15 protein-coding genes and 1 pseudogene are annotated in these 22,153 nt (G+C 69.6%); 8 read left to right on the top strand and 8 right to left on the bottom strand.

Annotated features, from left to right (window positions below):
• Nucleotides 1-29 precede the first annotated feature (29 nt).
• Nucleotides 30-2,027, bottom strand: coding sequence for an acetate--CoA ligase (gene acs / locus ACFWTC_RS14415; RefSeq protein WP_383926677.1), 1,998 nt, complete (start codon nt 2,025-2,027; stop codon nt 30-32).
• A 181-nt stretch (nt 2,028-2,208) separates the two neighbouring features.
• Complete coding sequence (locus tag ACFWTC_RS14410) at nt 2,209-4,692, bottom strand: SulP family inorganic anion transporter (RefSeq protein WP_384027551.1); 2,484 nt, start codon at nt 4,690-4,692, stop codon at nt 2,209-2,211.
• Nucleotides 4,693-4,927: 235 nt separating this feature from the next.
• Between ACFWTC_RS14410 and ACFWTC_RS14405 the strand changes: the two genes are divergently transcribed.
• The gene (locus ACFWTC_RS14405; protein ID WP_383926683.1) at nt 4,928-6,235 is read left to right on the top strand and encodes a hypothetical protein; all 1,308 of its coding nucleotides are present in this window, start codon (nt 4,928-4,930) and stop codon (nt 6,233-6,235) included.
• Here the strand turns inward: ACFWTC_RS14405 and ACFWTC_RS14400 are convergent.
• Entirely contained in the window at nt 6,189-7,229 is a 1,041-nt protein-coding gene (locus ACFWTC_RS14400; RefSeq protein ID WP_383926686.1) for an ATP-binding protein, read from the bottom strand. The genes ACFWTC_RS14405 and ACFWTC_RS14400 overlap by 47 nt on opposite strands.
• 109 nt (nt 7,230-7,338) lie before the next feature.
• On the opposite strand from ACFWTC_RS14400, the gene ACFWTC_RS14395 reads away from it, so the two are divergent.
• Complete coding sequence (locus ACFWTC_RS14395; RefSeq protein WP_383926689.1) at nt 7,339-8,160, top strand: oxidoreductase; 822 nt, start codon at nt 7,339-7,341, stop codon at nt 8,158-8,160.
• Nucleotides 8,161-8,602: 442 nt separating this feature from the next.
• Here the strand turns inward: ACFWTC_RS14395 and ACFWTC_RS14390 are convergent, their stop codons facing one another.
• Nucleotides 8,603-9,475, bottom strand: a complete 873-nt coding sequence (locus ACFWTC_RS14390) for an HAD family hydrolase (protein WP_383926692.1) — start codon at nt 9,473-9,475, stop codon at nt 8,603-8,605.
• A gap of 540 nt (nt 9,476-10,015) precedes the next feature.
• Here ACFWTC_RS14390 and ssd point away from each other — a divergent pair.
• The 6 genes and pseudogenes from ssd (at nt 10,016) to ACFWTC_RS14360 (ending at nt 18,351) form a co-directional block, all read left to right on the top strand.
• Entirely contained in the window at nt 10,016-11,176 is a 1,161-nt protein-coding gene (gene ssd, locus ACFWTC_RS14385; RefSeq protein WP_384027553.1) for a septum site-determining protein Ssd, read from the top strand.
• Nucleotides 11,173-11,895: pseudogene (locus ACFWTC_RS14380) on the top strand (CpaF family protein); the annotation flags it as partial. The gene ssd and the pseudogene ACFWTC_RS14380, both read left to right, overlap by 4 nt.
• 105 nt (nt 11,896-12,000) lie before the next feature.
• Nucleotides 12,001-13,455 carry a site-specific integrase gene (locus ACFWTC_RS14375; protein WP_384027554.1) on the top strand — a complete coding sequence of 485 codons (1,455 nt, stop codon included), beginning with the start codon at nt 12,001-12,003 and terminating at the stop codon, nt 13,453-13,455.
• Between the two features lie 158 nt (nt 13,456-13,613).
• Complete coding sequence (locus tag ACFWTC_RS14370; protein ID WP_384027556.1) at nt 13,614-15,413, top strand: hypothetical protein; 1,800 nt, start codon at nt 13,614-13,616, stop codon at nt 15,411-15,413.
• The gene (locus ACFWTC_RS14365; protein WP_384074205.1) at nt 15,410-17,923 is read left to right on the top strand and encodes a hypothetical protein; all 2,514 of its coding nucleotides are present in this window, start codon (nt 15,410-15,412) and stop codon (nt 17,921-17,923) included. Before ACFWTC_RS14370 ends, ACFWTC_RS14365 begins: the two co-directional genes overlap by 4 nt.
• The gene (locus tag ACFWTC_RS14360; RefSeq protein ID WP_384027560.1) at nt 17,923-18,351 is read left to right on the top strand and encodes a hypothetical protein; all 429 of its coding nucleotides are present in this window, start codon (nt 17,923-17,925) and stop codon (nt 18,349-18,351) included. The genes ACFWTC_RS14365 and ACFWTC_RS14360 overlap by 1 nt, the downstream gene beginning before the upstream one ends.
• Before the next feature lie 105 nt (nt 18,352-18,456).
• Here the strand turns inward: ACFWTC_RS14360 and ACFWTC_RS14355 are convergent, their stop codons facing one another.
• The 4 genes from ACFWTC_RS14355 to ACFWTC_RS14340 form a co-directional block, all read right to left on the bottom strand.
• A complete protein-coding gene (locus tag ACFWTC_RS14355) occupies nt 18,457-19,326 on the bottom strand; it encodes a helix-turn-helix domain-containing protein (protein ID WP_384027562.1) in 870 nt (289 codons plus the stop codon).
• Between the two features lie 151 nt (nt 19,327-19,477).
• Entirely contained in the window at nt 19,478-20,311 is an 834-nt protein-coding gene (locus ACFWTC_RS14350; RefSeq protein ID WP_384027564.1) for a WbqC family protein, read from the bottom strand.
• A complete protein-coding gene (locus ACFWTC_RS14345; protein ID WP_384027566.1) occupies nt 20,256-20,921 on the bottom strand; it encodes a YdcF family protein in 666 nt (221 codons plus the stop codon). The genes ACFWTC_RS14350 and ACFWTC_RS14345 overlap by 56 nt, the downstream gene beginning before the upstream one ends.
• Nucleotides 20,922-20,936: 15 nt before the next feature.
• Complete coding sequence (locus ACFWTC_RS14340) at nt 20,937-22,040, bottom strand: helix-turn-helix domain-containing protein (protein ID WP_384027567.1); 1,104 nt, start codon at nt 22,038-22,040, stop codon at nt 20,937-20,939.
• Nucleotides 22,041-22,153: the final 113 nt, after the last annotated feature.

Below are 22,153 nucleotides of genomic sequence, written 5' to 3'. Positions count from 1 at the left end.
GCCCTCCCGGGCCCGTGGAACCGCCGGCGTCAGTCCTCGCTGCCAGCGGCCGGGAGCTTGGACTGGATCAGGTCCATGACCGAGGAATCGGCCAGCGTGGTGACGTCACCGACCGCGCGGTTCTCCGCCACGTCGCGCAGCAGGCGGCGCATGATCTTGCCCGAGCGGGTCTTCGGCAGCTCCTGCACCGGCAGGATGCGCTTCGGCTTGGCAATGGGGCCGAGCGTGGCGCCCACGTGGGCGCGCAGCTCCGCTACCAGGGTGTCGGTCTCGGAGGCGCTGCCGCGCAGGATGACGAAGGCCACGATGGCCTGACCGGTGGTCTCGTCGTTGGCGCCGACCACGGCTGCCTCGGCGACCGAGGGGTGCGAGACGAGCGCCGACTCGACCTCGGTCGTGGAGATGTTGTGGCCGGAGACCAGCATGACGTCGTCGACCCGGCCGAGCAGCCAGATGTCGCCGTCGTCGTCCTTCTTGGCCCCGTCGCCCGCGAAGTACTTGCCCTCGAAGCGCGACCAGTAGGTGTCGATGAAGCGCTGGTCGTCACCCCAGATGGTGCGCAGCATGGAGGGCCACGGCTCGGTGAGGACGAGGTAGCCGCCTCCGCCGTTCGGGACTTCGTTCGCCTCGTCGTCCACGACGGTGGCGGCGATGCCGGGCAGCGCGCGCTGTGCGGAGCCCGGCTTGGTCTCGGTGACGCCCGGCAGCGGGGAGATCATCATGGCGCCGGTCTCGGTCTGCCACCAGGTGTCCACGATGGGACAGCGGTCGCCGCCGATGTGCTTGCGATACCAGATCCAGGCCTCGGGGTTGATCGGCTCGCCGACCGAGCCGAGCACGCGCAGGCTCGACAGGTCGAACTTCGCGGGGATGTCGTCGCCCCACTTCATGAACGTCCGGATGGCCGTGGGCGCCGTGTACAGGATGGTGACGCCGTACTTCTGCACGACCTCCCAGAACCGGCCCTGGTGCGGGGTGTCGGGCGTGCCCTCGTAGATCACCTGGGTGGCGCCGTTCGCGAGCGGCCCGTAGACGATGTACGAATGCCCGGTCACCCAGCCGATGTCGGCGGTGCACCAGTAGACGTCGGTCTCCGGCTTGAGGTCGAAGACGGCGTGGTGGGTGTAGGCCGCCTGCGTGAGGTAGCCGCCCGAGGTGTGCAGGATGCCCTTGGGCTTCCCCGTGGTCCCCGAGGTGTACAGGATGAACAGCGGGTGCTCGGCGTCGAAGGCCTGCGGGGTGTGCTCGGCGGACTGGCGGCCGACCACGTCGTGCCACCAGACGTCGCGGCCCTCGGTGAAGGCGGTGTCCTGGCCGGTGCGGCGTACGACGAGTACGTGCTCGACCTGCGGGCACTTGGCGACGGCGGCGTCGATGGCGGGCTTGAGCGCGCTCGGCTTGCCGCGGCGGTAGCCGCCGTCGGCGGTGATCACGAGCTTCGCGTCGGCGTCCTGGATGCGGGAGGCGACGGCGTCGGCGGAGAAGCCGCCGAAGACCACGGAGTGCGCGGCGCCCACGCGGGCGCACGCGAGCATCGCGACGACCGCCTCGGGGATCATCGGCAGGTACACGGCGACGCGGTCGCCGGCCTGCACGCCCAGCTCGGTCAGGGCGTTGGCGGCCCGGGAGACCTCGTCCTTGAGCTCGGCGTAGGTGATGGCGCGGCTGTCGCCGGGCTCGCCCTCGAAGTGGATGGCGACGCGGTCGCCGTTGCCGGCCTCGACGTGGCGGTCCACGCAGTTGTACGCGACGTTCAGCTTGCCGTCCGCGAACCACTTCGCGAAGGGCGGGTTGGTCCAGTCGAGCGTTTCCGTCGGCTCGGTGGCCCAGGTCAGCCGCCGGGCCTGCTCGGCCCAGAAGCCCAGCCGGTCCGCGTCGGCCTGTGCGTACGCAGCCTGTGTCACGTTGGCGGCGGTGGCCAGATCGGCAGGCGGTGCGAACCGCCGCTCCTCCTTGAGCAGATTGGCCAGGCTTTCATTGCTCACGACATCTCCCTTTCCCAGGGTGTCCGTTGTGTCCCCGGGCATAGCTCATCAGTCGGAGGCCCAGGTGACAAGGGGTAACCGAGAATTGGTTTAGACCTATAGCACGTCTGGGGCCGCATGCGAACGGTGTCCGGACCGCGGCGTCCGGCGCACGAAGGGCCCCTCACCGCAGCAGGATGCGGCAAGGGGCCGAACGGTTGCACGGATACGGGAGGGTATCGGTTCAGGCGTGCTGCCCGATCTGACCGACGCTGTCGAAGACCCGGCAGTCGAAGAAGTCCTGGCCCTCGGACAGCAGATAGGCCTGGGCCTCACCCACGTGGAAGTACATCCCGTGCAGCTCCAGCGTGCCCTCGGCGAGCCTGCGCGCCACCGATTCGTGGGCCTTCAGGTGCTCCAGCTGCTGCACCACGTTGGTCAGGCACAGCTGCTCCACGGCGTCCGCCGGGAGGCGGCCCGAGATCCGCGCCCAGGCGTGGTGGCGGCTGGCCATCCGCTCCAGGCTGGGCAGGCCGTGCCGCAGCCAGCGGCGCAGCGGGGTCATCGGGGTGGAGGGCGAGGAGCTGAGCAGCGCCTGCATGGCCCCGCAGCCCGAGTGCCCGCACACCGTGATGCTGTCCACCTGGAGCACGTCCACGGCGTACTCGATGGCCGCCGCGACCGAGTCGTCCCCGGACTCGGCGCCCGGCATCGGGACGAGGTTGCCGACGTTGCGGACGGTGAACAGGTCGCCCGGGCCGCTCGCCGTGATCATGCTCGTCACCAGACGGGAGTCCGCGCAGGTCAGGAAGAGCTGCGAGGGCCGCTGACCCTCGCGGGCCAGCCGCGCCAGCTCGTCCCGTACGTGGGGCGCCGTGTCGCGCTGGAAGGCGCCGATCCCGCTGGCCAGCTGGCCAGCGCCGCGCCGGCGGGGGGCCGCGGCCGCCTCCTCCGACCCTGCGGTCCTGGCCGTCTCCGCGGCCGTCGGGGCCGTACGGCTTCCCGTGGTCCGGTGGTCGCAGTGGTTCTGCCAGGGGGTCCAGGGCCGGCAGCACTGGTGCGCCCCGCGCTGGGGCGAGCGCCGGGACCGGTCGCGCTGGACGCGGTCGGCGAGGCCCGCGCGGTCCGAGCGGTCGGTACGGCCCCCGGGCCCGTCCGGGTCGGCTCCGTCGGCATCGATGCCGGTGCCGGCGAGGAGGCCGGCCCGGTCGGCCCGGTCGTCCTCGGAGGCGTGCGCCGCGGCCCCGGAGCGGCCGCTGACCTCCAGCGAGCCCCCGTGCGCGAGGTGGGAGTCCTGCCAGTCCTGCAGCGTCTCGTAGGCCGCGTGGTCCATGAACGAGCCGTCCAGCTCGATCACCGCGTGCCGGTCGTGCGGGATCTGGTTCAGCACCCGGCTCAGCCGCGGCACGGCGAGGAAGGTCAACTGGCCGCGCGCGCAGACCCGGTGGGTTCCGTTCTCCAGCTGCTCCAGGGTGATCCGGGTCCGGGCCAGCCGGTGCAGCGCCAGCGCCACGGCCACCGCGATGCCGATGGCCACGCCCTCCAGGACGCCGCCGAGCACCACGGCCGCGATGGTCGTCCCGTAGACGAGGACTTCCCGGTGCCGGGTGACGCTGCGCAGGTGCGTGATGCTGACCATCTGCACGCCGACGGCCATGACCAGCGCGGCCAGCGCGGCCAGCGGGATGAGGTCGAGGACGGGCACCAGCAGTCCGGCCGCCAGGAGCACCCAGAAGCCGTGCATCATGGAGGATCTGCGGCTGGCCGCACCGGACTTGACGTTGGCCACGCTGCGGACGGCCACCCCCGTGATGGGCAGCCCTCCCAGGGCCCCGGACACGATGTTCGCGGCGCCCTGGCCGCGCAGTTCCCGGTTGAGGTCGGCGCGCGGCGGGCGGTTGGTCGTGCCGCGTTCGGAAGCGATCAGCTTGTCGGTGGCGACCGCCGACAGCAGGGACTCCACACTGCCGACGAGGGTGATGGTCAGTACGGCGGCGATGAGTCCGAGGACGGGGCCCTCGGGAAGCTCGGGCAGGGCGTGGCTGCGCCAGGACGGCAGGTCCACCCGGGGGAGGGTGAGCCCGGCCAGGGCGGCGAAGGCCGTGGCCGTGGCGACGGCGGCGAGCGCGGCCGGAACCTTGCGCAGGGCGCGGCCCGCCCGCCCGGGCAGCCGCGGCCAGCCGAGCAGGACCACCAGGGTCAGTGCGCTGGCGCCGAGCGCGGCCGGGTGCAGGTCGGCCAACTGGCCTGGGAGCCCCTGCACGTTGGCCACGGCGGAGCTCTGCGGGGTGCCGCCGAGCACGATGTGCAGCTGGGCGAGCGCGATGGTCACGCCGATGCCCGCGAGCATGCCGTGCACGATGGCCGGACTGACCATGAGCGCCGACCGGGCGGTGCGCAGCGCGGCGAGCCCGAGCTGGCAGCAGCCCGCGAGCACGGTGATCGCGCAGGTGGTGCGCCACCCGTAGTGCTGGATCAACTCGGCGGTGACGACGGTGAGTCCGGCTGCGGGCCCGCTCACCTGGAGCGGGGCGCCGCCGAGCCGGGCGGCGACGATTCCGCCGACCGCTGCGGCGACCAGGCCCGCCTGGAGCGGCGCGCCGGTGGCCAGGGCGATGCCGAGCGAGAGCGGCAGGGCGATCAGGAAGACGGCGATGGAGGCGGAGAGGTCCGCGGAGAAGTCCTTGCGGGCCTTCTCGCGGGCGGGTGTGGGGGAGATGGCTGTCATAAGGTCCCGTCTCCTCGGGGGAGGGGTGAAGCGGCGGGAGTCTCAACACTCGGTAAATGGATGGTAATCCAGAGTAAAGGGGGATGGTGAATAATTGGGGCAAATAGTCTACGAATTAGCACGCAAGGGTGAATAAGCATTTTGTCCGGCTTGTCATACCTTCCTCACGGTGGACCGCATGGGACGTTGCGGCGCGGAAGTCCTGCGATGGAACTGCGAGGGAGAGGTGGGGCGGATGATCGCCGCCACGAAGAAGATCGCCGGCGGCCTGGTCGCCACGGCGCTTGTGCTGGGGGTTGCCGGCTGCAGCTCCTCGGAGCCCGCCAAGCCCCCGGCCCCCGGGGGCCAGAACCCCAAGAAGGGCGCCGCCGCCCCGGAGGCCCCGGGCAGCGTCAACCGGCTCATCGGTGACGGCTCGACCGCGTACACCGGATCGCAGCCGAACGTACAGAAGCCGCAGAAGCTGAAGCCGGGCGAGAAGCCGCCCCAGTTCGTGGTGTTCTCGTGGGACGGCGCCGGCGAGGACAGCCAGAAACTGTTCTCGCACTTCCGCGAGGTGGGCAAGCAGTACAACGCCCGGATGACGTACTTCCTCAGCGGCGTGTACATGCTCCCGGAGGAGAAGCGCACCCTCTACACCGCCCCGCAGCACGCGGCGGGCCGTTCGGACATCGGCTTCGGCGACCTCCAGGGCATCAAGGACACGGCCACCCAGGTGCGCGGGGCCTGGCTGGAGGGCAATGAGATCGGCACCCACTTCAACGGGCACTTCTGCGGCCCCGAGGGCGGTGTGGGTACCTGGTCCGTGGAGGAGTGGAAGAGCGAGATCAACCAGGCCAAGTCCTTCGTCAAGAACTGGAAGACGAACGCGGGCCTGAAGGGGATGGAAGCGCTCCCCTTCGACTACGACAAGGAGCTCATCGGGGCCCGCACCCCGTGCCTCGAAGGCCAGAAGAATTTCATGCTGGCGGCCAAGGACATGGGCTTCCGCTACGACTCCAGCGGCATCAGCAAGCAGATCTGGCCCAAGAAGACCGACGGCCTCTGGGACCTTCCGCTGCAGCTGGTCCCCATGCCCGGCCGGGCCTTCGACACCCTGAGCATGGATTACAACTACATGGTCAACCAGTCCGGGACGACCTCGCAGGGAGACCCCTCGCAGCACCAGTACTGGGGCGACCAGATGCGCGACGGCCTGCGGCAGGCCTTCGACCGTGTCTACCAGGGCAACCGCGCGCCGCTGATCATCGGCAACCACTTCGAGTCCTGGAACGGCGGCACCTACATGCGTGCCATCGAGGAGTCGATCAAGGGCATGTGCACCAAGCCCGAGGTACGCTGCGTGCCGTTCCGCGAGCTGGCGGACTGGCTGGACGCGCAGGACCCGAAGGCCCTGGAGTGGATGCGCACCCTCGACGTCGGCGAGACGCCGAAGCAGGGCTGGGAGAAGTTCCTGACCGCGGGGCCGCCGGTGAAGCCGACCGCCCCCGCGGACGTCAAGCCGGCTGCGGAGCAGGCTGAAGCGGCTGCGGACGAGGGCTGACCAGAGCCCCGCCTTCCCCCGCGTGCTCCACCCCCTCGTGGAGCACGAAATCGGGGTCGACCTGGTCCGCCAGGTCGACCCCGGTCTTGGCGTTCCCCCAGCTCTCGGCGTTCTTCAGGTGGAACCGGACCATCTGCTCGGTGTACCGGTCCCAGTCACGCTGCACGTACGAGTCGTCGGCCGCGTCCTGGAGTGCCTGCAGGGCGAGCCGGTTGGTCGCCTCCAGCAGCTCGAAGGCGGCCGGGCGGCCCTTCTCCATCGCCCGCACCCAGTCCGAGTGCCCGACGGTGACGAGCAGGTCCTCGCCGACCTCGTCCTGCAGGAACTCGATGTCCTCGGGTCCCTGCACCTTGTTCCCGACGACCTTGAGCGCCACTCCGAAGTCCCGCGCGTACTCCTTGTACTGGCGGTAGACGGAGATGCCCTTGCGGGTCGGCTCGGCCACGAGGAAGGTCACGTCGAAGCGGGTGAACATGCCCGAGGCGAAGGAGTCCGACCCGGCCGTCATGTCGACGACCACGTACTCGTCGGGGCCGTCGACGAGGTGGTTGAGGCAGAGCTCGACCGCCCCGACCTTCGAGTGGTAGCAGGCCACTCCCAGGTCGGCCTCGGTGAACGGCCCGGTGGCCATGAGCCGTACGGGGTCGCCGTCGAGCAGCAGCGTGCGCGCGCAGGCCTCGTACACCGGGTTGTCGCCGGTGACGCGCAGCAGGCGCGAGCCGCGGCCCGGCGGGGTGGTCTTGATCATCGTGTCGGCGGACGCGATCCGCGGGTTGGACCCCCGCAGGTACTCCTTGATCAGGGGCAGGTGCGCGCCCAGCGCGGGCAGTTCGGCCGCCTCGGCGTCGCCCAGGCCGAGCGCGGCGCCCAGGTGTTGGTTGATGTCGGCGTCCACCGCGACGACGGGGGCTTCGTTGGCGGCGAGGTGGCGGATGAAGAGGGAGGACAGCGTGGTCTTGCCGCTGCCGCCCTTTCCCACGAAAGCGATCTTCATGTTCACCAAGCGTAGTGGAACGGTAGCGACGTGTGGTCGAGGTGAGTGAAGAAGACCACTCCAATGAGGGGTCGGTGCTGCGGGTGCGCAGTGCGTAGGCTCCCTACTTATGAGTAGCGCTGCTGACCCGCTGGCCCCGCTGGCCGGTCTCCCGGGTGTCGCCGGGTCCGTCGATTCCGTACGCAAGGCCGTGGACCGGGTGTACGGGCACCGGGTGATGCGCCGGCGCAGTGCGGAGATCACCTCGGAGGCCGCGCTGCGCGGTGCCCGCGGGAGCGCGGCCCTGTCCGGTGCCGACTGGGCGCTGGAGGAGGTGCGCCGCCGCACCGACTTCGGATCGGAGCCGGAGGCGCTGACGCTGGGCGCTGCGCTACGGCTCACGGCGGAGGCCGGGCAGCTGCTGAGCATCTGGCGTCAGTCGCCGCTCCGTGTCCTGGCGCGCCTGCACCTGGTGGCGTCGGGGTCGACGGCCGACGGGGACGTGGTGGGGCGGCCCCGGCTCGCGGGCGAGCCGGTGGACGAACCCCTGGTGGACCTTCCGCTGCCGAGCGCGGAGGAGGTGGCGGGGCGCCTGGACGGGCTGTCCCGGCTGATCATCGCGGGCGGTCCCGCCCCGGCGCTGATCACGGCCGCGGTGGTGCACGGCGAGCTGCTGGCGCTGCGGCCCTTCGCCTCGTACAACGGCCTGGTCGCGCGGGCTGCCGAGCGCATCGTCCTGATCAACAGTGGTCTGGACCCGAAGGCGATCTGCCCGGCGGAGGCCGGACACGCGGAGCAGGGGAGCGCGGCGTACCTGGCGGCCTTCGAGGGCTACCTCTCGGGGACCGGGGAGGGGATGGCCGCCTGGATCGCCCACTGCGGCCGCGCGGTCGAACTCGGCGTCCGCGAGTCGACGGCGGTCTGTGAAGCCCTGCAGCGGGGCGCGGCCTGACATCTCCCCGAACAGGGGTTGCGGCGACACCGTCTTGCTTTGGTGTCGCCGCTGACATGCGCGTCCAGTTACCAAGCGTCCTCGATGATTGCCCATCAGGTCGGGACTTTGCCCGTCACCTGGTGCGGCTGGCCCGTAATCGACGGGTCGACGTCGCGTGGGTACTCGGCGCTCATGCATCGGTCCGTGGGCCTTACTGCGTTTTAAAGATGATCCTCTCGGATGTTCTTTGGTCTCGCGGGCCGTTGATTCCTTTGTACTCCGCTTCGGAGATATCCGGAACCCCTCGCCCCACTTCTTTACTTTCCGGGACGAGCGCGGACGAATGGGACGGCCCGCGTTCCGGCAGGTCAGGACATTCGAATCGGTGGGGTGACGGGTGACGGGTGGCGGGTGGCGGGGCGGCTGGGTGGCCGGTGCCGGTTCCGGGGTGGAGGCCGGGTCAGTGGGCGGCGGCCAGGGCGCGCACGCCGGCCCGGCGCCGGCTCGCGTACCAGACGAGTCCCGCGGCCGCCGCCGCTCCCACGGCCGCCGCTGCGACCAGTGCGGGCCGCGGCGGCATCGACAGCCCGGGCAGCCGCTGCTTGAGGCGTACGGGGCGGTTGAAGACCAGGACGGGCCACTCCCGGGCCACGGCCTCCCGGCGCAGCGCCCGGTCGGGATTGACCGCGTGCGGGTGTCCGACCGCCTCCAGCATCGGGACGTCGGTGGCGGAGTCGCTGTAGGCGTAGCACCGGGAGAGGTCGTAGCCCTCGGACTCCGCGAGCTCGCGGACGGCTTCCGCCTTCGTCGGTCCGTAGGCGTAGTACTCGATCTCGCCGGTGAAGCAGCCGTCGTCGCCCACGACCATGCGGGTGGCGACGACCCGGTCGGCACCGAGCATCTCCCCGATGGGCTCGACGACTTCCGCTCCGGAGGTCGAGACGATCACCACGTCCCGCCCGGCCGTGTGGTGGGCCTCGATGAGGGACGCGGCCTCGTCGTAGATGATCGGGTCGATGAGGTCGTGCAGGGCTTCCGCGACGATCTCCCGCACCTGCTGCACGTTCCACCCCTTGCAGAGGGCGGACAGGTACTCCCGCATCCGTTCCATCTGGTCGTGGTCGGCTCCGCCGGCCAGGAAGATGAACTGCGTATACGCGGTGCGCAGAACGGCTCGCCGGTTGATCAGGCCGCCCTGGTAGAAGGACTTGCTGAACGTCAGGGTGCTCGACTTCGCAATGACCGTCTTGTCCAGGTCGAAGAAGGCTGCGGTACGAGGCGAGGAGTGCGGCAGGGGCTGATTTTCCACGCCCCGAGCATATGCGCCCACCATTCGGCGTAAGGTGTGGCGCGTGGGTTTGCCTGAGAAGGCTATCGGGTACACCATGGAAGTCACGGATCGTTCGCGACCGTGCTAACCCGGTCTGGCTCCTCCCCCCCCGAGTCGGACCGTGGGGACGACCCCCGCTCTCCCCCCCGGCGGGGGTCGTCGCATGTCCGGACGCGGTTCGCGTCCCTGCCTTCGGCCCCAAGCGACCATCTCCCAGCCCCTTTCCTCATGACGGGGCCTGCGTGGTGAAGGCCCTCACCTCATCAAACTCGTGACGCAGCGTAGTGGTTCCGCCGCGCTCTGGAACTCACCTGTGAGGGTGACCGGGATATCCACAATCGGACCGCTGTCCACAGTTTTCCAACAAGATCCACTTCATTTCCCCGATGGCTGCACCGTGATGAGGGCCGCGAAGTCCGCGGCGCTCGGATATGTGGCGAGAAGGGGGCGGAGATCGTGGCGCGATCGAAGTCGTGTGAAGTGTCGGAAAACGTGGTGGCCGGGAAGCGGACCGGTTCGGGGACACGCTGGAAAGCAGGTGCGGTGGGCGGCGCGGGGAGGGATCCGGCGGCCGGGCCCACGGGCGGCCGGCCGCTGATCATCACGGAGGATCCCCTGCTGCTCGACGACCTGTTGCGGCTGTGCGCCGCGGCGGGGGCCGAGCCGCACGTCCGCCACGCGCTGCCGGAGCGAACCGGCGCGCCGGGCGGGGCCCGGGAGACGGATGGGGCCGGGGTCGCCGCGGACGGCGGGGGCGTCGGCTGGGAGTCGGCGCCGCTGGTGCTGGTAGGGGACGACGCGGCGCGGCGGGTGCGGGGAGCCCCGCGCCGGGACGGGGTGCTCCTTGTCGGCAGGGATCTGGACGACCCCCTGGTGTGGCAACGCGCGCTGGAGATCGGCGCCGAGGAGGTGCTCCGGCTCCCCGACGCGGAGAGCCGCCTCGTCGACCGCATCGCGGACGTGGTGGAAGGGGCCGGGCGGCCGGCCCTCGCCGTCGGGGTGATCGGCGGCAGTGGCGGCGCGGGGGCTTCCACCCTCGCGTGCGCGCTGGCCTTACGGGCGGCCCGCGCCGGGGAGCGGACCATCCTCATCGACGGCGACCCGCTCGGCGGGGGCATCGACGTCCTGCTTGGCGGAGAGTCCGTACAGGGGCTGCGCTGGCCGGACTTCGCGGGCTCGCGGGGCCGGGTCGGTGCCGGGGCGCTGGAGGAGTCCCTGCCCGAACTGCACGCGCTACGGGTGCTCAGCTGGGATCGCGGGGACCGGGTGGCGGTGCCGCCCGCCGCGACGCGGTCGGTGGTCGCCGCCGCGCGCCGCCGGGGCGGGGTGGTCGTGGTCGACCTGCCCCGGCGCGTGGACGAGGCGGTGGCCGAGGTGCTGGCCCAGCTGGACCTGGTGCTGATGGTGGTGCTGGGCGAGTTGCGCGCGGTGGCTGCCGCGGGGCGGGTCGCGGCCGGGGTGCGGATGGCGGCCCGGGACGTGCGCGTCGTCGTACGGGGCCGCGGTCCGGCGGGCCTCGATCCGGAGGACGTGGCCGGACTGTTGGGGGTGCCGCTGGCCGGCGAGGTACCGGTCGAGGTGGGGCTTCCCGGGCGGGTGGCCGAGGGGGAACCTCCCGGGGCTCAGGGGCGCGGAGCGCTGGCCCGCTTCTGCGACGGCTTCTGGCAGCGGGCGCTCGGTCCCGCCCAGGGGGTGCCGGCATGAGCGCCGTACTGCTGGACGCGGTGCGCCGGCGGCTCGCCGAGAGCGGGGCGGAGCCGACGCCGGCCAGGGTGGCGGCGGCCCTGCGGGCCCAGGGCCGGCTGCTGGGTGACGCGGAAGTGCTCGGTGTCGCGGCGGAGTTGCGGTCCGAGCTGGTCGGCGCGGGCCCGCTGGAGGCGCTGCTCACCGACCCCGAGGTCACCGACGTACTGGTCGCGGCTCCCGACCGGGTGTGGGTGGACCGGGGCGGTGGTCTGGAGCTGACCGGGGTGACCTTCACCGGCGCCGATGCCGTGCGGCGGCTCGCCCAGCGGCTGGCCGCCGTGGCGGGGCGGCGGCTGGACGACGCGCGGCCCTGGGTGGACGCCCGGATGCCGGACGGCACCCGGCTGCACGCCGTACTGCCGCCGGTCGCCGTCGGATCGGCCTGCCTCTCCCTGCGGGTGGTCCGGCCGCGGGCCTTCACCCTGGAGGAGCTCGTCGCGGCCGGGACGCTGCCGCCCGGCGGGCACCGGCTGCTCCGGGAGATGGTCGAGGCCCGGTTGTCGTTCCTGGTCTCCGGAGGCACGGGCACCGGCAAGACCACCCTCCTCAGTGCCCTGTTGGGGCTTGTCGGGCCCGGTGAGCGGATCGTGCTCGCCGAGGATTCGGCCGAACTGCGGCCCGACCACCCACATGTGGTGCGGCTGGAGACCCGCCCGGCCAACCAGGAGGGGGCCGGTTAGGGCAAGTATTGCTAGATGTCTCAGTGTTGCTTCTGAGGTGTATGAGATCAGCGGGCTTCTTGTTAGGTTCTGTGATCTCTACATGTCTCAGGGGAGGGACAGTTGGACTACTTCTTTGTGTCCCACGAGAAGGTGCGCCGCTACTACGAGGCGCCTCCGGGGGTTCCGCTTGATGCCGCGGCGTACGTACAGCGTCCGGGGGCAGTGAAGGAGGGCACGCCGTTCTTCCTGGGCCCGGACATGCGGCCGGTGGAGCCGTTGTCCAGCTTCTTCCTGGAGCTGTCGAAGACGGTGAAGGCGAAGACGATGCAGGACTACGCCTACGACGTCATGGACCTGGTGGACTTCCTCGAAGAGCTGGACCCGCCAACAGATCTGCTGTCTGCCACCGAGGACGATCTGCTGGCCTACCGCGAGGACTGCACCGAGCTGCGGGAGTCGCCGGACATGCCGGCGACCTGGAAACGCCGCCGGGCGACGATCAACAACTTCTACGACTGGGCGGTCCACGCGAAGCTGGTGGACGAGCGGCCGTATCACCGCCGCAGCAACGGCCGGGACGTGCTGTCCTGGGGTGCGACGAGCGAGCTGAACGTGCGGCATCTGACCTTTCGGCAGTGGCGCTTCCTCAAGCAGGTCGGGCTGCGCGGCCTGCTGCCGGATGACCGTGTTGACCGCGGGTTTCGAGGCCAGTCACCTCTGCGCAACAGTGCTGCTGGGGAGCTGGCGATCACGACCGGCATGCGGTTGCGGGAGTTCAGCTGCCTCTTGGACATTGAGGTGCCGGCGCCGCGGCGGGACGGTTCACCGGCCGAGGTGCCGTTGCAGGCGATCGCGAAGTTCGGGTTGCCGCGCGTGGTCGCGGTCCAGGACGCGACGCTGCGCGAGCTGGACATGTATCGGCGCACGGAGCGAGCCGCGATGGTCCGGGCAGCCGCCAAGGCTCTGTCCAGGCGGCGGGAGGAGCTGTTCGTCGTCTCGGACATCAACCTGCGCCGCAGGAAGCTGACCGGGAACCTCAACGGCCGCCGTCGCACCTTCCGCATCGAGGCGATACCGGCGGAGATCCGGCGCCGGGCAGTCTTCGAGGGCGACCGGGGCCTGGAGCCGATGGCACTGTTCGTCGGCCGGGGCGGGCGGATGCCGACCAAGCAGCGGTGGGATCAGATCTTCGACGAGGCCCATCAGCGGACGCTGCAGATCTCGAAAGAGCACGCGTGTGATGTGGTCATGCCCGAGCAGCTTAAGATCCACGACACCAGGCACACCTTCGCGATCTACATGCTGCAGATGCTGACGCAGCTGGTGGTGCGGGAGGAGGCCGAGCGGCTGCGCGAGGGCGGCCACGGCGCATTCCTGGCAGACCATATTTCCAGGAACCCTCTGCTGATCCTGCAGGGATTGCTGGGACACCGGGATCCGAAATCCACGATGCGGTATCTGCGCTACATCCGGGACACGAATGCCCTGGTCAACAAGGCCATCGAGGAGTGGAACGACCAGGACAAGACCTACGCGGACTATGCGTCGGTGCTGGTGGACCGGGAGGCTGGCTGATGGCCCGGCGAGGAGAGCGCAAGCCCCGCACCCGCTCCAATGCACCCGTTCCAGCCTCGGCGCCGGAGCCGGGCCGCGTCGGGATCCGGGTGTTTCGAGAGGAATACCGAGGCCGGACGAAGGTCCATAGCCTTGATCCGGCGGCCTACCGATGCAGCGTGCTGGCCGCCCAACTGGCGGATGAATGGCTGAAGATCACCAGGGTTACCTCGCTGGCCGGTGGCGGGGACACCTATGCCGGCGCGGCGCGGAGCTTCGCCGAGTTCACTGACCGGCACCTGACGGAGCTCGGCCAAGACCCGGCCCAGGCACGGCTGGACGGACACGCCGTCGACCTCGTGGAAGTCCTCTACGAGTGGGAGGGGTTCCTTCGGCAGAAGCACGGGCTCCAGTCGAAGCAGCCCTACAACAAGGCACGCTCGTTGCTGGCTCTGATTGGGCAGCGAGCCGCTACCGATCCAGGAGTCCCGGAGAACCTCCGGCTGCGGGCACAGGCTCCGGCGGCATTTCGCCCTCCGCCCGCACAGCCGCTGGACGAGTTCTCGAACGCCGAGCGGGTGGCCCTGCGCGACGCTGCCCGCGCGGCGGTGAGGGCGACGGAAGCCCGGCTGGAGATGGGCAGCGCGTTGCTGGCCGCGGGCACAGATCCCCGCATTGGCGGGTGGCGCGAGGTTCCCAACCTCGTCTGGGCAGCCCACAAGGGGATGCTGAGTACGGAGACGCTGAGAAACAACCTGCCCAAGAACGCTGTCTACTGGCCACAGGCGGTGCACGACCTGCTGCCTCCGCCACCGGAAGACCCCAAGGCACAAAAGTCCGGCTTCCGAGTCCTGGGGCGGTCCCTGAGCCGGCTGCTCTTCCCGGACGTACTGGATCTCCAGGCGTTTCGCGTCCTGCTCCTGCTCTCCATGACCGATACCACGGCAGAAGAACTCCATGACCTGCAGCTGCCGGACCTCGAGTTCACTGATGGCGGGCTTCGGCTCGTCCAGCGCAAGATGCGAGCGTCCCGCATTCGCGCTGACCTGCACCCGGAAGCGTCAACGACCGACGACACCGAGGAACTGTTCTACACCGCCGGTGGTGCCTGGGACACGGTCGGTCTCATACGCCGGTTGCTGGCGGTCACGGCACGGGCCCGTGAGGTCTTCGCCCCGGATCCATGGCTGTTCCTGGCCGTCGAACGTCAGCACGAGGGAGGTCACCTGGAGGCGCAACTCGCCAGGTTCAGCCGTCGGAACTGCCGGTTCACCCACTGGATCGCCGTGCAGCGAGACGCGGACGGAAGGCCCCTGGAGATTTCCGAGCCGCACGAAGTCAAACGGCTGCGCAAGACGTCGAAGGTCGTCCGGGCGGTTGCCCTGGGCGGGACCGTCTCAGACCTTGCCGGCGATGACCACCACGTCGAGGTCTATCGCAACCACTACGCACATGGGACCACCGCACACATCCTGGCGGGACAGGCGATCAACAGGTCCCAGGAGTGGGTCTTCCAGCGGACGACGCAAGCCCCCGTGCTCGTCGAGGAGGAAGCAGAGGCCCGCTTGGAGGAACCAGAGGTCGCTGCCGACCTCGGGCTGAGCGTCGGGCAGGCGAAGGCAATGCGAGCGGGCGAACTCGACATGGGCCTGGTGAACTGCCGCGACCCCTACGACTCGCCTCACACTCCGGGCAACAAGCTCTGCCATGTCGCGCCGGCGATGTGCATGCTCTGCCGCAACGCCGTGATCTTCACCTCGCAGTTTCCTCGGCTGCTGATGCTTGCCGATCGCATCGAACGGCTGCGGGCCGCGTTGCCGCCGCCGACGTGGCAGGCCGTCTGGGGGCGCCAGGCCGCGGCGCTGGAAGCGGTCTTCAGCGAGTACGCAGACCGGATTCCGTCAGCGAGAGCGGAGATCGCGGAGCTCGGCCTGCGGCTCGACCTGCCACTGGGACAACGGACGGAGTTCGACCGATGATGGCTCGCCCGGCATACACCCCGCAGCCTTCGGCCAGTTTCCGGGACGACGAGCCGGTCTTCGGGCACTCGCATCAGGTCCTCGAGGGCAGCATCTCGCCCGTGTTCGGTGATCTGCACTTTTGGGCGGGGGACTGCATCGACAGACCCGCCAACCGGGCCCGCGGGGCCTGGAAGATCAACCTGCCGGCGCGTGACTGGCGGCTCAATCTGCTGCTGAGGGAAGTGGCGTTCTCCCTGCTCAACCCCACCCATCCGGTTCTGCGGCGGATGGGCGTGTTCTTGCTGGCCGAGCCGGCGGCCTTCGGCACCGTGATCGCGACGTGCCGGAAACTGCAGGTCATTTGGCGGTGGGGCAGGAAGCAGGGCCTCGGGCAGGATCTGGGCGGGTGGGATCCGCAGGAGTGGCAGTCGTTCATCGAGAGCCAGGCCGCGGAACTGGGATGGCGCACGGTTGCCACCTACATCAACGCAATCCGGAAGCTGCAGTCGGTCGCCGCGGTCGTCACGGACACGACCCCGTTCGAGGATCCGTGGGGGGACGAGCCTGCCGTCCATATAGCGAAAAGGGCCGTTGAGGCGTGCCTGGGCTCGGTGAGCGACTCGGACGGGCTGTCCACTGAGACCATCGCGCCAGAAACCTGGTGGCCCCTGCAGAGGGCCGCCTGGTCATACATTCACACCTTCGCGCCAGACGTCCTCGACTGGAGGGACGCTTTCGAGCGCGAGCTCGCGCAGCTGCCTCAGCCTCCCATCGTGCACAGGCAGCCGTCGGTCAGCGCGGATGATCTGGACGACCAGGTGAAAAGGTGGCTGGCAGAGCCCGAGAATCGCGTCCCGGTCCATGCCCGGGAGTGGAGGGGAGCCCCGGAAGGCTCTCCGATGTGGCTCACCTTGAGCAAGATGATCACGGGCGGGGCGAACATGCACCTGTTCGCCCTCCGGAGGGGTTTCCTGCCTGCACGCGTCGGGGCCCGGCGGGCGGCCGTCCTGAAGGTGGTCGCGCAAGGACGGGTCGAGGCTGTGTATGGCGCGAAGGCCGGCAGCCACATGGGTGCCCCCGCCTACCAGCCCAAGGACAAGGGGCAGCGGCTCTCGGCGCGCGATCTTGACGACACCCTGAGAAACTGGCTGGCCGATCCGGGCAACAAGGTCCCGATCCGTGCCGCGGATGACCGATACGGCAAGGCCGGGACGCCCATCGTCTCCATGCTCACCCGGCTCGTCTGGGGCAAGGCGCGCGGAACGAAGGTGGACCGACGCGCGACCACTAGCCGGGCACGGGTGGAATTGATCGAGAACGCGGTGGCTGCTGGGCAGGTCATCGCTCTGGACAGCACTGGGAACAGAGCCGGATGGCAGTCGCGGGTCATGGCCTGCCCGGGGGCTGCCACGGTTGTCCTTGCCGATGGCGGCAGCCGGCCTTGGCGCACGGAGATCAGTCAGAGCGATCTGCAAGACGAACTGCGGATGGTCCGCGCAGCCTGCTACGTCTTCATCGGGGCGATGAGCATGATGCGTGACTCTGAAGTTCAGGAGATTGAACGAAGCTCCCTGACTACCCACTTCGGCTCGCCAGCCGTGGCATCGCGCAAAACCAAGAAGGATCCGACTCGCCCGGAACTGCTCTGGTGGATCATCGAGCCAGTTGCCGAGGCCATCGCTGTTGCCGAGCGGCTGTCCTGGCACCCCACACACTTGTTCGTCCCGCTTGACGCAGCCCGCGGGACGAGGGGACGGGGTATCGAAGCCGCCGGTGAGATCGACTTCTTCATCGAGCGGATCAACGCCTCCCACGGCCGTCTGGGGCTTGAGAAGATCCCGGACGGATACGTGCGCTCGCATATGTTCCGCCGGACCATGTCGGTCATCACCAGCCGGGAGCCGGACTCCGAGATCGCCCTGGGGCTTCAGCTCAAGCACGCCGCCCGCAGGGCTCTGGCCAACCGCACCACCCAGGCATACGGACAGATGGACACCAAGTGGGCCAAGGAGTTCGACCGCCAGCTCGAACATGCGGCGTCGTTGCGCTTGGTCGAACTTCTCAAAGCCCGCCGAAATGGCGAGAGTGTCGCGGTCGGCCCCGGCGCTGCCCGGCTGCACGCAGGGCTGGACAAGGTCATCGAGAAGATGGACGAAGACCCCCAGTTGCGGGCCCAGATCGCGGACGAGCGTGTCGAAGCCGCCTTGTTGGCCTCCGAGTTCCCTGAACTGCACTTCGGCACGATCAACCACTGCATGTTCGACGCCCCGCAGGCCGAGTGCCAGAACGAACTGCCCGCCGATCAGCGCGGCCGGGCCCCGCTGATCGGCGCCTGCGAGCCCGCCCGCTGCAGAAACTCGGTGATCACCCGCGCGCACGCGCCGATCTGGATCGCCGAGGAAGACGACTTGAAGGCCATGGCCAAAGAGCCCCGCATGGCACCGCCCCGCCGAGAAGCCGTCCTGATCCGTCTGGATTCCGTCGAGCGCATCACCCGCGCACTGAGAGAGCAAGGAGGAGCCGTCTGATGCCGGTATCCGCCGCGACCGAGACCAAGCTGCGGGAGGCCATGGGCCGGCTGCTGGCCGGAGAGCCCCTGCATACCGACGGGGCCCTGACCAAGGAGAATCTGGCCCGGGAGGCGAGGGTCAGCCATGCGTCCGTCCACCGGGCCGAGGAGGTCCTGGCTGAGTGGGATGCCAAGGTCGCCCGGCCGGTTCTTCGCACCCCTGGCGAAGTGCAGCGGGATGAGACGATCGCCGATCTCCGCAAACAGCTGCGGGAGGCGAAGGCCCAGGTCACCGAAGTGAACGGCAAGCTCGACGCGCTCGCGGCGGTCACCGCGAACCTCTACCACGAGAACCTCGCCCTGAAGAAGAAGCTCGGCAACAGCCGGCGTCTGGCCTCCATCCCGGCTCCCGCTGCGGAGCCTGACCACGCTCGAACAGACGGCTGAGCACATAGATCCGTACGTGGTGGTGCATGACGAAGTCGTACGCGGCTGGGCACGTTCGGTGGTACTTCCCCCCTCGAGGAGGTGGGGAAGTACGCGGATACGTGCTCAGGCGGCGGCTTCCATCAGGTGCTTCTCGGCAGCACGGTTGATGAACTGGCGGGTGCTGACCGGGTTCAGGGCCTGGGCCTGAAGGTGGTCGTGCATGACGCTGTAGTGCCGCAGGTCGGATCGATTCTCCAGGTAGAGGTCGCTGGTGAACCGTTCCAGATACACCGTCCCTGACCCGGGAGTGTCCGCGAAGCCGAGGATGGAGAACTGTCCCGAGACGCCCGGGTGGGCCCCCACGTCGTGCGGGAGGACCTGCACGGTGGTGTGCGGCTGGGTACTGAGGTGGTTCAGATACTCGAGCTGTTCGCGCATGATCGCCGGGCTGCCGACCACGCGGCGCAAGGCCGATTCGTCCAGCACGACCCATAAGCGGAAAGGCCGGGCCGGGTGGTGGGCCCGGTGTTGACGACGCAGCCGGACCTCGAGACGCGTGGCGATCTGTTCAGCTGTGGCCAGAGGGATCGTTTCCGCAATGATGGCCCGGGCATAGGCGGGCGTCTGCAGCAGGCCCGGGATCACCAGAGGCTCGTAGGTGCGGATCGAGGTGGCTGCCGTCTCCAGGCCGATGTAGACGGCATACGGGACTTCCCCACAGGCCACCCACCAGCCCTGCCGGTCCGCTTCCGTGGCCATCCGCATCAACGAGTCGACGACCTGCGGGTCTGTGACCCCGTAGAGGCCGCACAGGTCCCGGACATCACGGGGCTTGATGGCGCGGCGGCCGTTCTCCAAGTGACTGATCTTGGGCTGGGAGATCAACAGGTGTTCGGCCACCTGCGTACTCGTCAGGCCGCTGGCCTGGCGGAGCCGGCGCAGTTCGGCGCCCAGCCGGCGCCTCCTGACGGTGGGGTTTCCGTTCGCCGCCACGGGCGGTCCACCTCCGGCTCGGGACTCTCTACCAGCCGCGGGAATTGCGGCGGCCGGGCCCGAGCGAAAGCATTCGCCGTAATGATCAATGAGCCCTGCTGGCGAGTGTCATCTCGCGCGAACGAAGCCGCGTGCACAGCCCGAGCAGGGTTCACCCGGATGCCGTGCCCTTCCACCTATCTGCCGGAAAAGCCCGCTTACCTGCAAGTCCCATGTTGTGGGCGACGGTGACGGCCCAGAGCCGTTCGGTCAGGGAGGCGGGGCCGAGCGTCGCCAGGGCCCACAGGGCACTGACCTGGCGGCCGGAGGACCAGATACTGGTCGTCGGCGGCCGGAACGGGACGACGGTGATCGCCTGGGCCGCGAACGGAGCCTCATTCAGGTATCTCATGCCGCCGGTCCCGCACAGATACCGGCCGGTGCTGGCCGCGGCCGCCAGGTCCGCGAGCCGCTGGGACCGTCCCGGCCTGGCAGGCAGCTGGCCGCTGCGGAGGATCTGCCCTCTCCAGCCGAGCAGGTCCAGCAGGATCCGGGTGGAGGTCTCGGCGACGGTCGCGGTCCGGCCGCTGCTGAATGCGGCCTCCACCGGCTCCAGGGCTTGGGCGAGGGCGGACCAGTGCGGGCTGGCTCCATACGCCTGCCGCAGCATCGCCGATGTCCGCCGGCGGGCATAGGCAGGATCGACTATCAGGGCGGCCTGGAGGGTGGTCTGGCGGCCTTGGGGCAGGCGGGTGGGGATAGATAGCCACTGCCTCCGGTCCGGGTCCGACAGGGCGGCCAGGCGGGTGCGGTGCTGGTAGTCGCGGCGGGTGAACTGCACGTCGTCGAGGATGATCCAGGTGTCCGCCGCGAACAGCTTGGCCAGCGTCGTCAGCCGGGGGAACAGGTTCGGCTGGTGGATCGCACACAGCCCGCCTGCGGCGGGCAGGTCAGGAGATGAGGCGGCTGGTGAAGCCGTCGCGGATGAGGGACTCGTATGCGGCATGCACGTCCTCCGGGACGTCCTGGGCGATGGCGAACCCGTTCTTCGGATACTCGATCACCCGCTGGAGGTCGCCGACGAGCATGTCCAGGACGAGCTTCTCGTCGCCGATGCTCTTGAGGTAGTCATCCAGCTCCAGCGGCTCCGAGGCACAGAGGATCTCGACCTCGGGCCACAGCTTGCGGGCGGTGGCGAAGGACCGCCTTTCCATATAGGGCTTGGAGACCAGCAGCACCGTCTTCGGGACGATGCCGGCAGCGGCCAGCAGGTCGCGGGAGAGCGTGATGTTCTGCCCGGTGTTGGCGGCGTTCGGCTCCACGAGGATCGCTTCGTCGGGGACGCCGAGTTCGAGGGCGTGCTCGCGGAAGTGGACGGCCTCACCACGGGGGAAGCGGGCCCGGGTGGTGGGGCTGTTGCCGCCGGTGAACACCAGGGTCGGGAAGAGCCCGGAGTGATAGAGGTCGGCGGAGGCCGCGGCGACGCCGAGGTCGTGGCTGCCCAGGCCGATCGCGACGTCGGCAGGCTTCAGGTCGTGCCCCATCTGGTGGTAGTCCCAGATCAGTCTGGCCTTGCGCCACTGGTTCTCGGTGATCGTCTGCTGGTTGTCACTCACGCGATCTTCTCCTGGTCACCGTCGGCGGGGCCCGGTGGGCCCCTCGCTCATGGCCTTGATGTTCTCGATGCTGGCGAGCTGGTGGCTCAGGCCGAATTGCCCGGCCAGTCTCGCGGCTTCGTCGAGGACGTGAAGGCCATCATCGCGGGTCGCGGGATCGGTCAGGAGGACGTGCCCGTGGGCGGTTTCCAGGCGGACCCGCTGCATCGGCGCGTCCGTGGAGGCGGTGCTGCGGGCAATGGAGATGAAGTGCAGGGCCGAGGCCAGGTCACCGGCCCCTCGGTGGGCGAGGGCGATCTTCTGGTGGGCCACCGACCAGTCCTCGGGTTCGGAGAGGTCTTCGAATTCTCTGGTCGCCGCCGTCATGACCCGGGTCGCATAGTCGTGCTGGCCGTCCTTGCTCAGGGCGGTCCCCACCCACAGCCGGGCTCTTGCGCGGTCGCGGCGGGAGAGCCGGTCGTCGACGGCGAGGTGTTCGTACTGGTGGGCGGCGATCTCCAGCTTCCCGGACATCTCCGTGACCACGGCCAGGGACAGGTCGAGTTGGGCGACGCGGCGGGGGATGTCTAACTGGGTGAACAGGGACCTGGCGGCCGAATAGGAGTGCTGGGCCGACAGCGGGCCGATCACGGCACCCTGGTCACGCTGGAGATCGCCGAGGAGGGCGGTTGAGCGGGCGAACAGATACAGGCCCTTGTCATCGAGGCTGACCGGCTTGAACCGGGTGGTCCAGCGGCCGATGAGGCTCTCGGCGAAGGTGAAGTCCTGCCGGGCCAGGGCTACCCCGGCCCGGTCCAGGTCGTCGGTCCACGTCTCGTATTCCCAGGTAAGCGGCCCGCTGGCGGTGACCCTGCGGCCACCGCCGGGGCCGGAGGTTCGCCCGGCCTCGGACAGGAACGTCTCGAACCGGAGATGGACGGCGGCGTCCGCGCGGGCCAGGGCGGTGTCGAGGATCGCCTGGGTATCTGGGCGGGGTTCGGTGCCGGCGAGGAGCTTCTCCCACTTGGAGACGGTCCGCACGCCGACGCCGAGGTGATCGGCGAACGCGCGGACGCTCAGCCGCAGCGCAAGCCGGAGTGCCTTGGCCTCCAGGCCGGTCCAGTGGTGCACGGTCGCCACACGTCGCTCCCTTCCCGCCGTCATCGAAGCACGGCCCGGGCGGGTGGGGGGACACAAGTGCAACAGAAGTACAACAGAGAGTCATTTCCCCTGGGCTGGGGCAGGTTCAGGCT

Origin of the sequence: Streptomyces sp. NPDC058619 (assembly GCF_042717785.1) — a bacterium.
GTDB lineage: Bacteria > Actinomycetota > Actinomycetes > Streptomycetales > Streptomycetaceae > Streptomyces.
The sequence above is the reverse complement of the archived record's forward strand: the minus strand, read 5'-3'. Positions and strand labels throughout refer to the sequence as shown.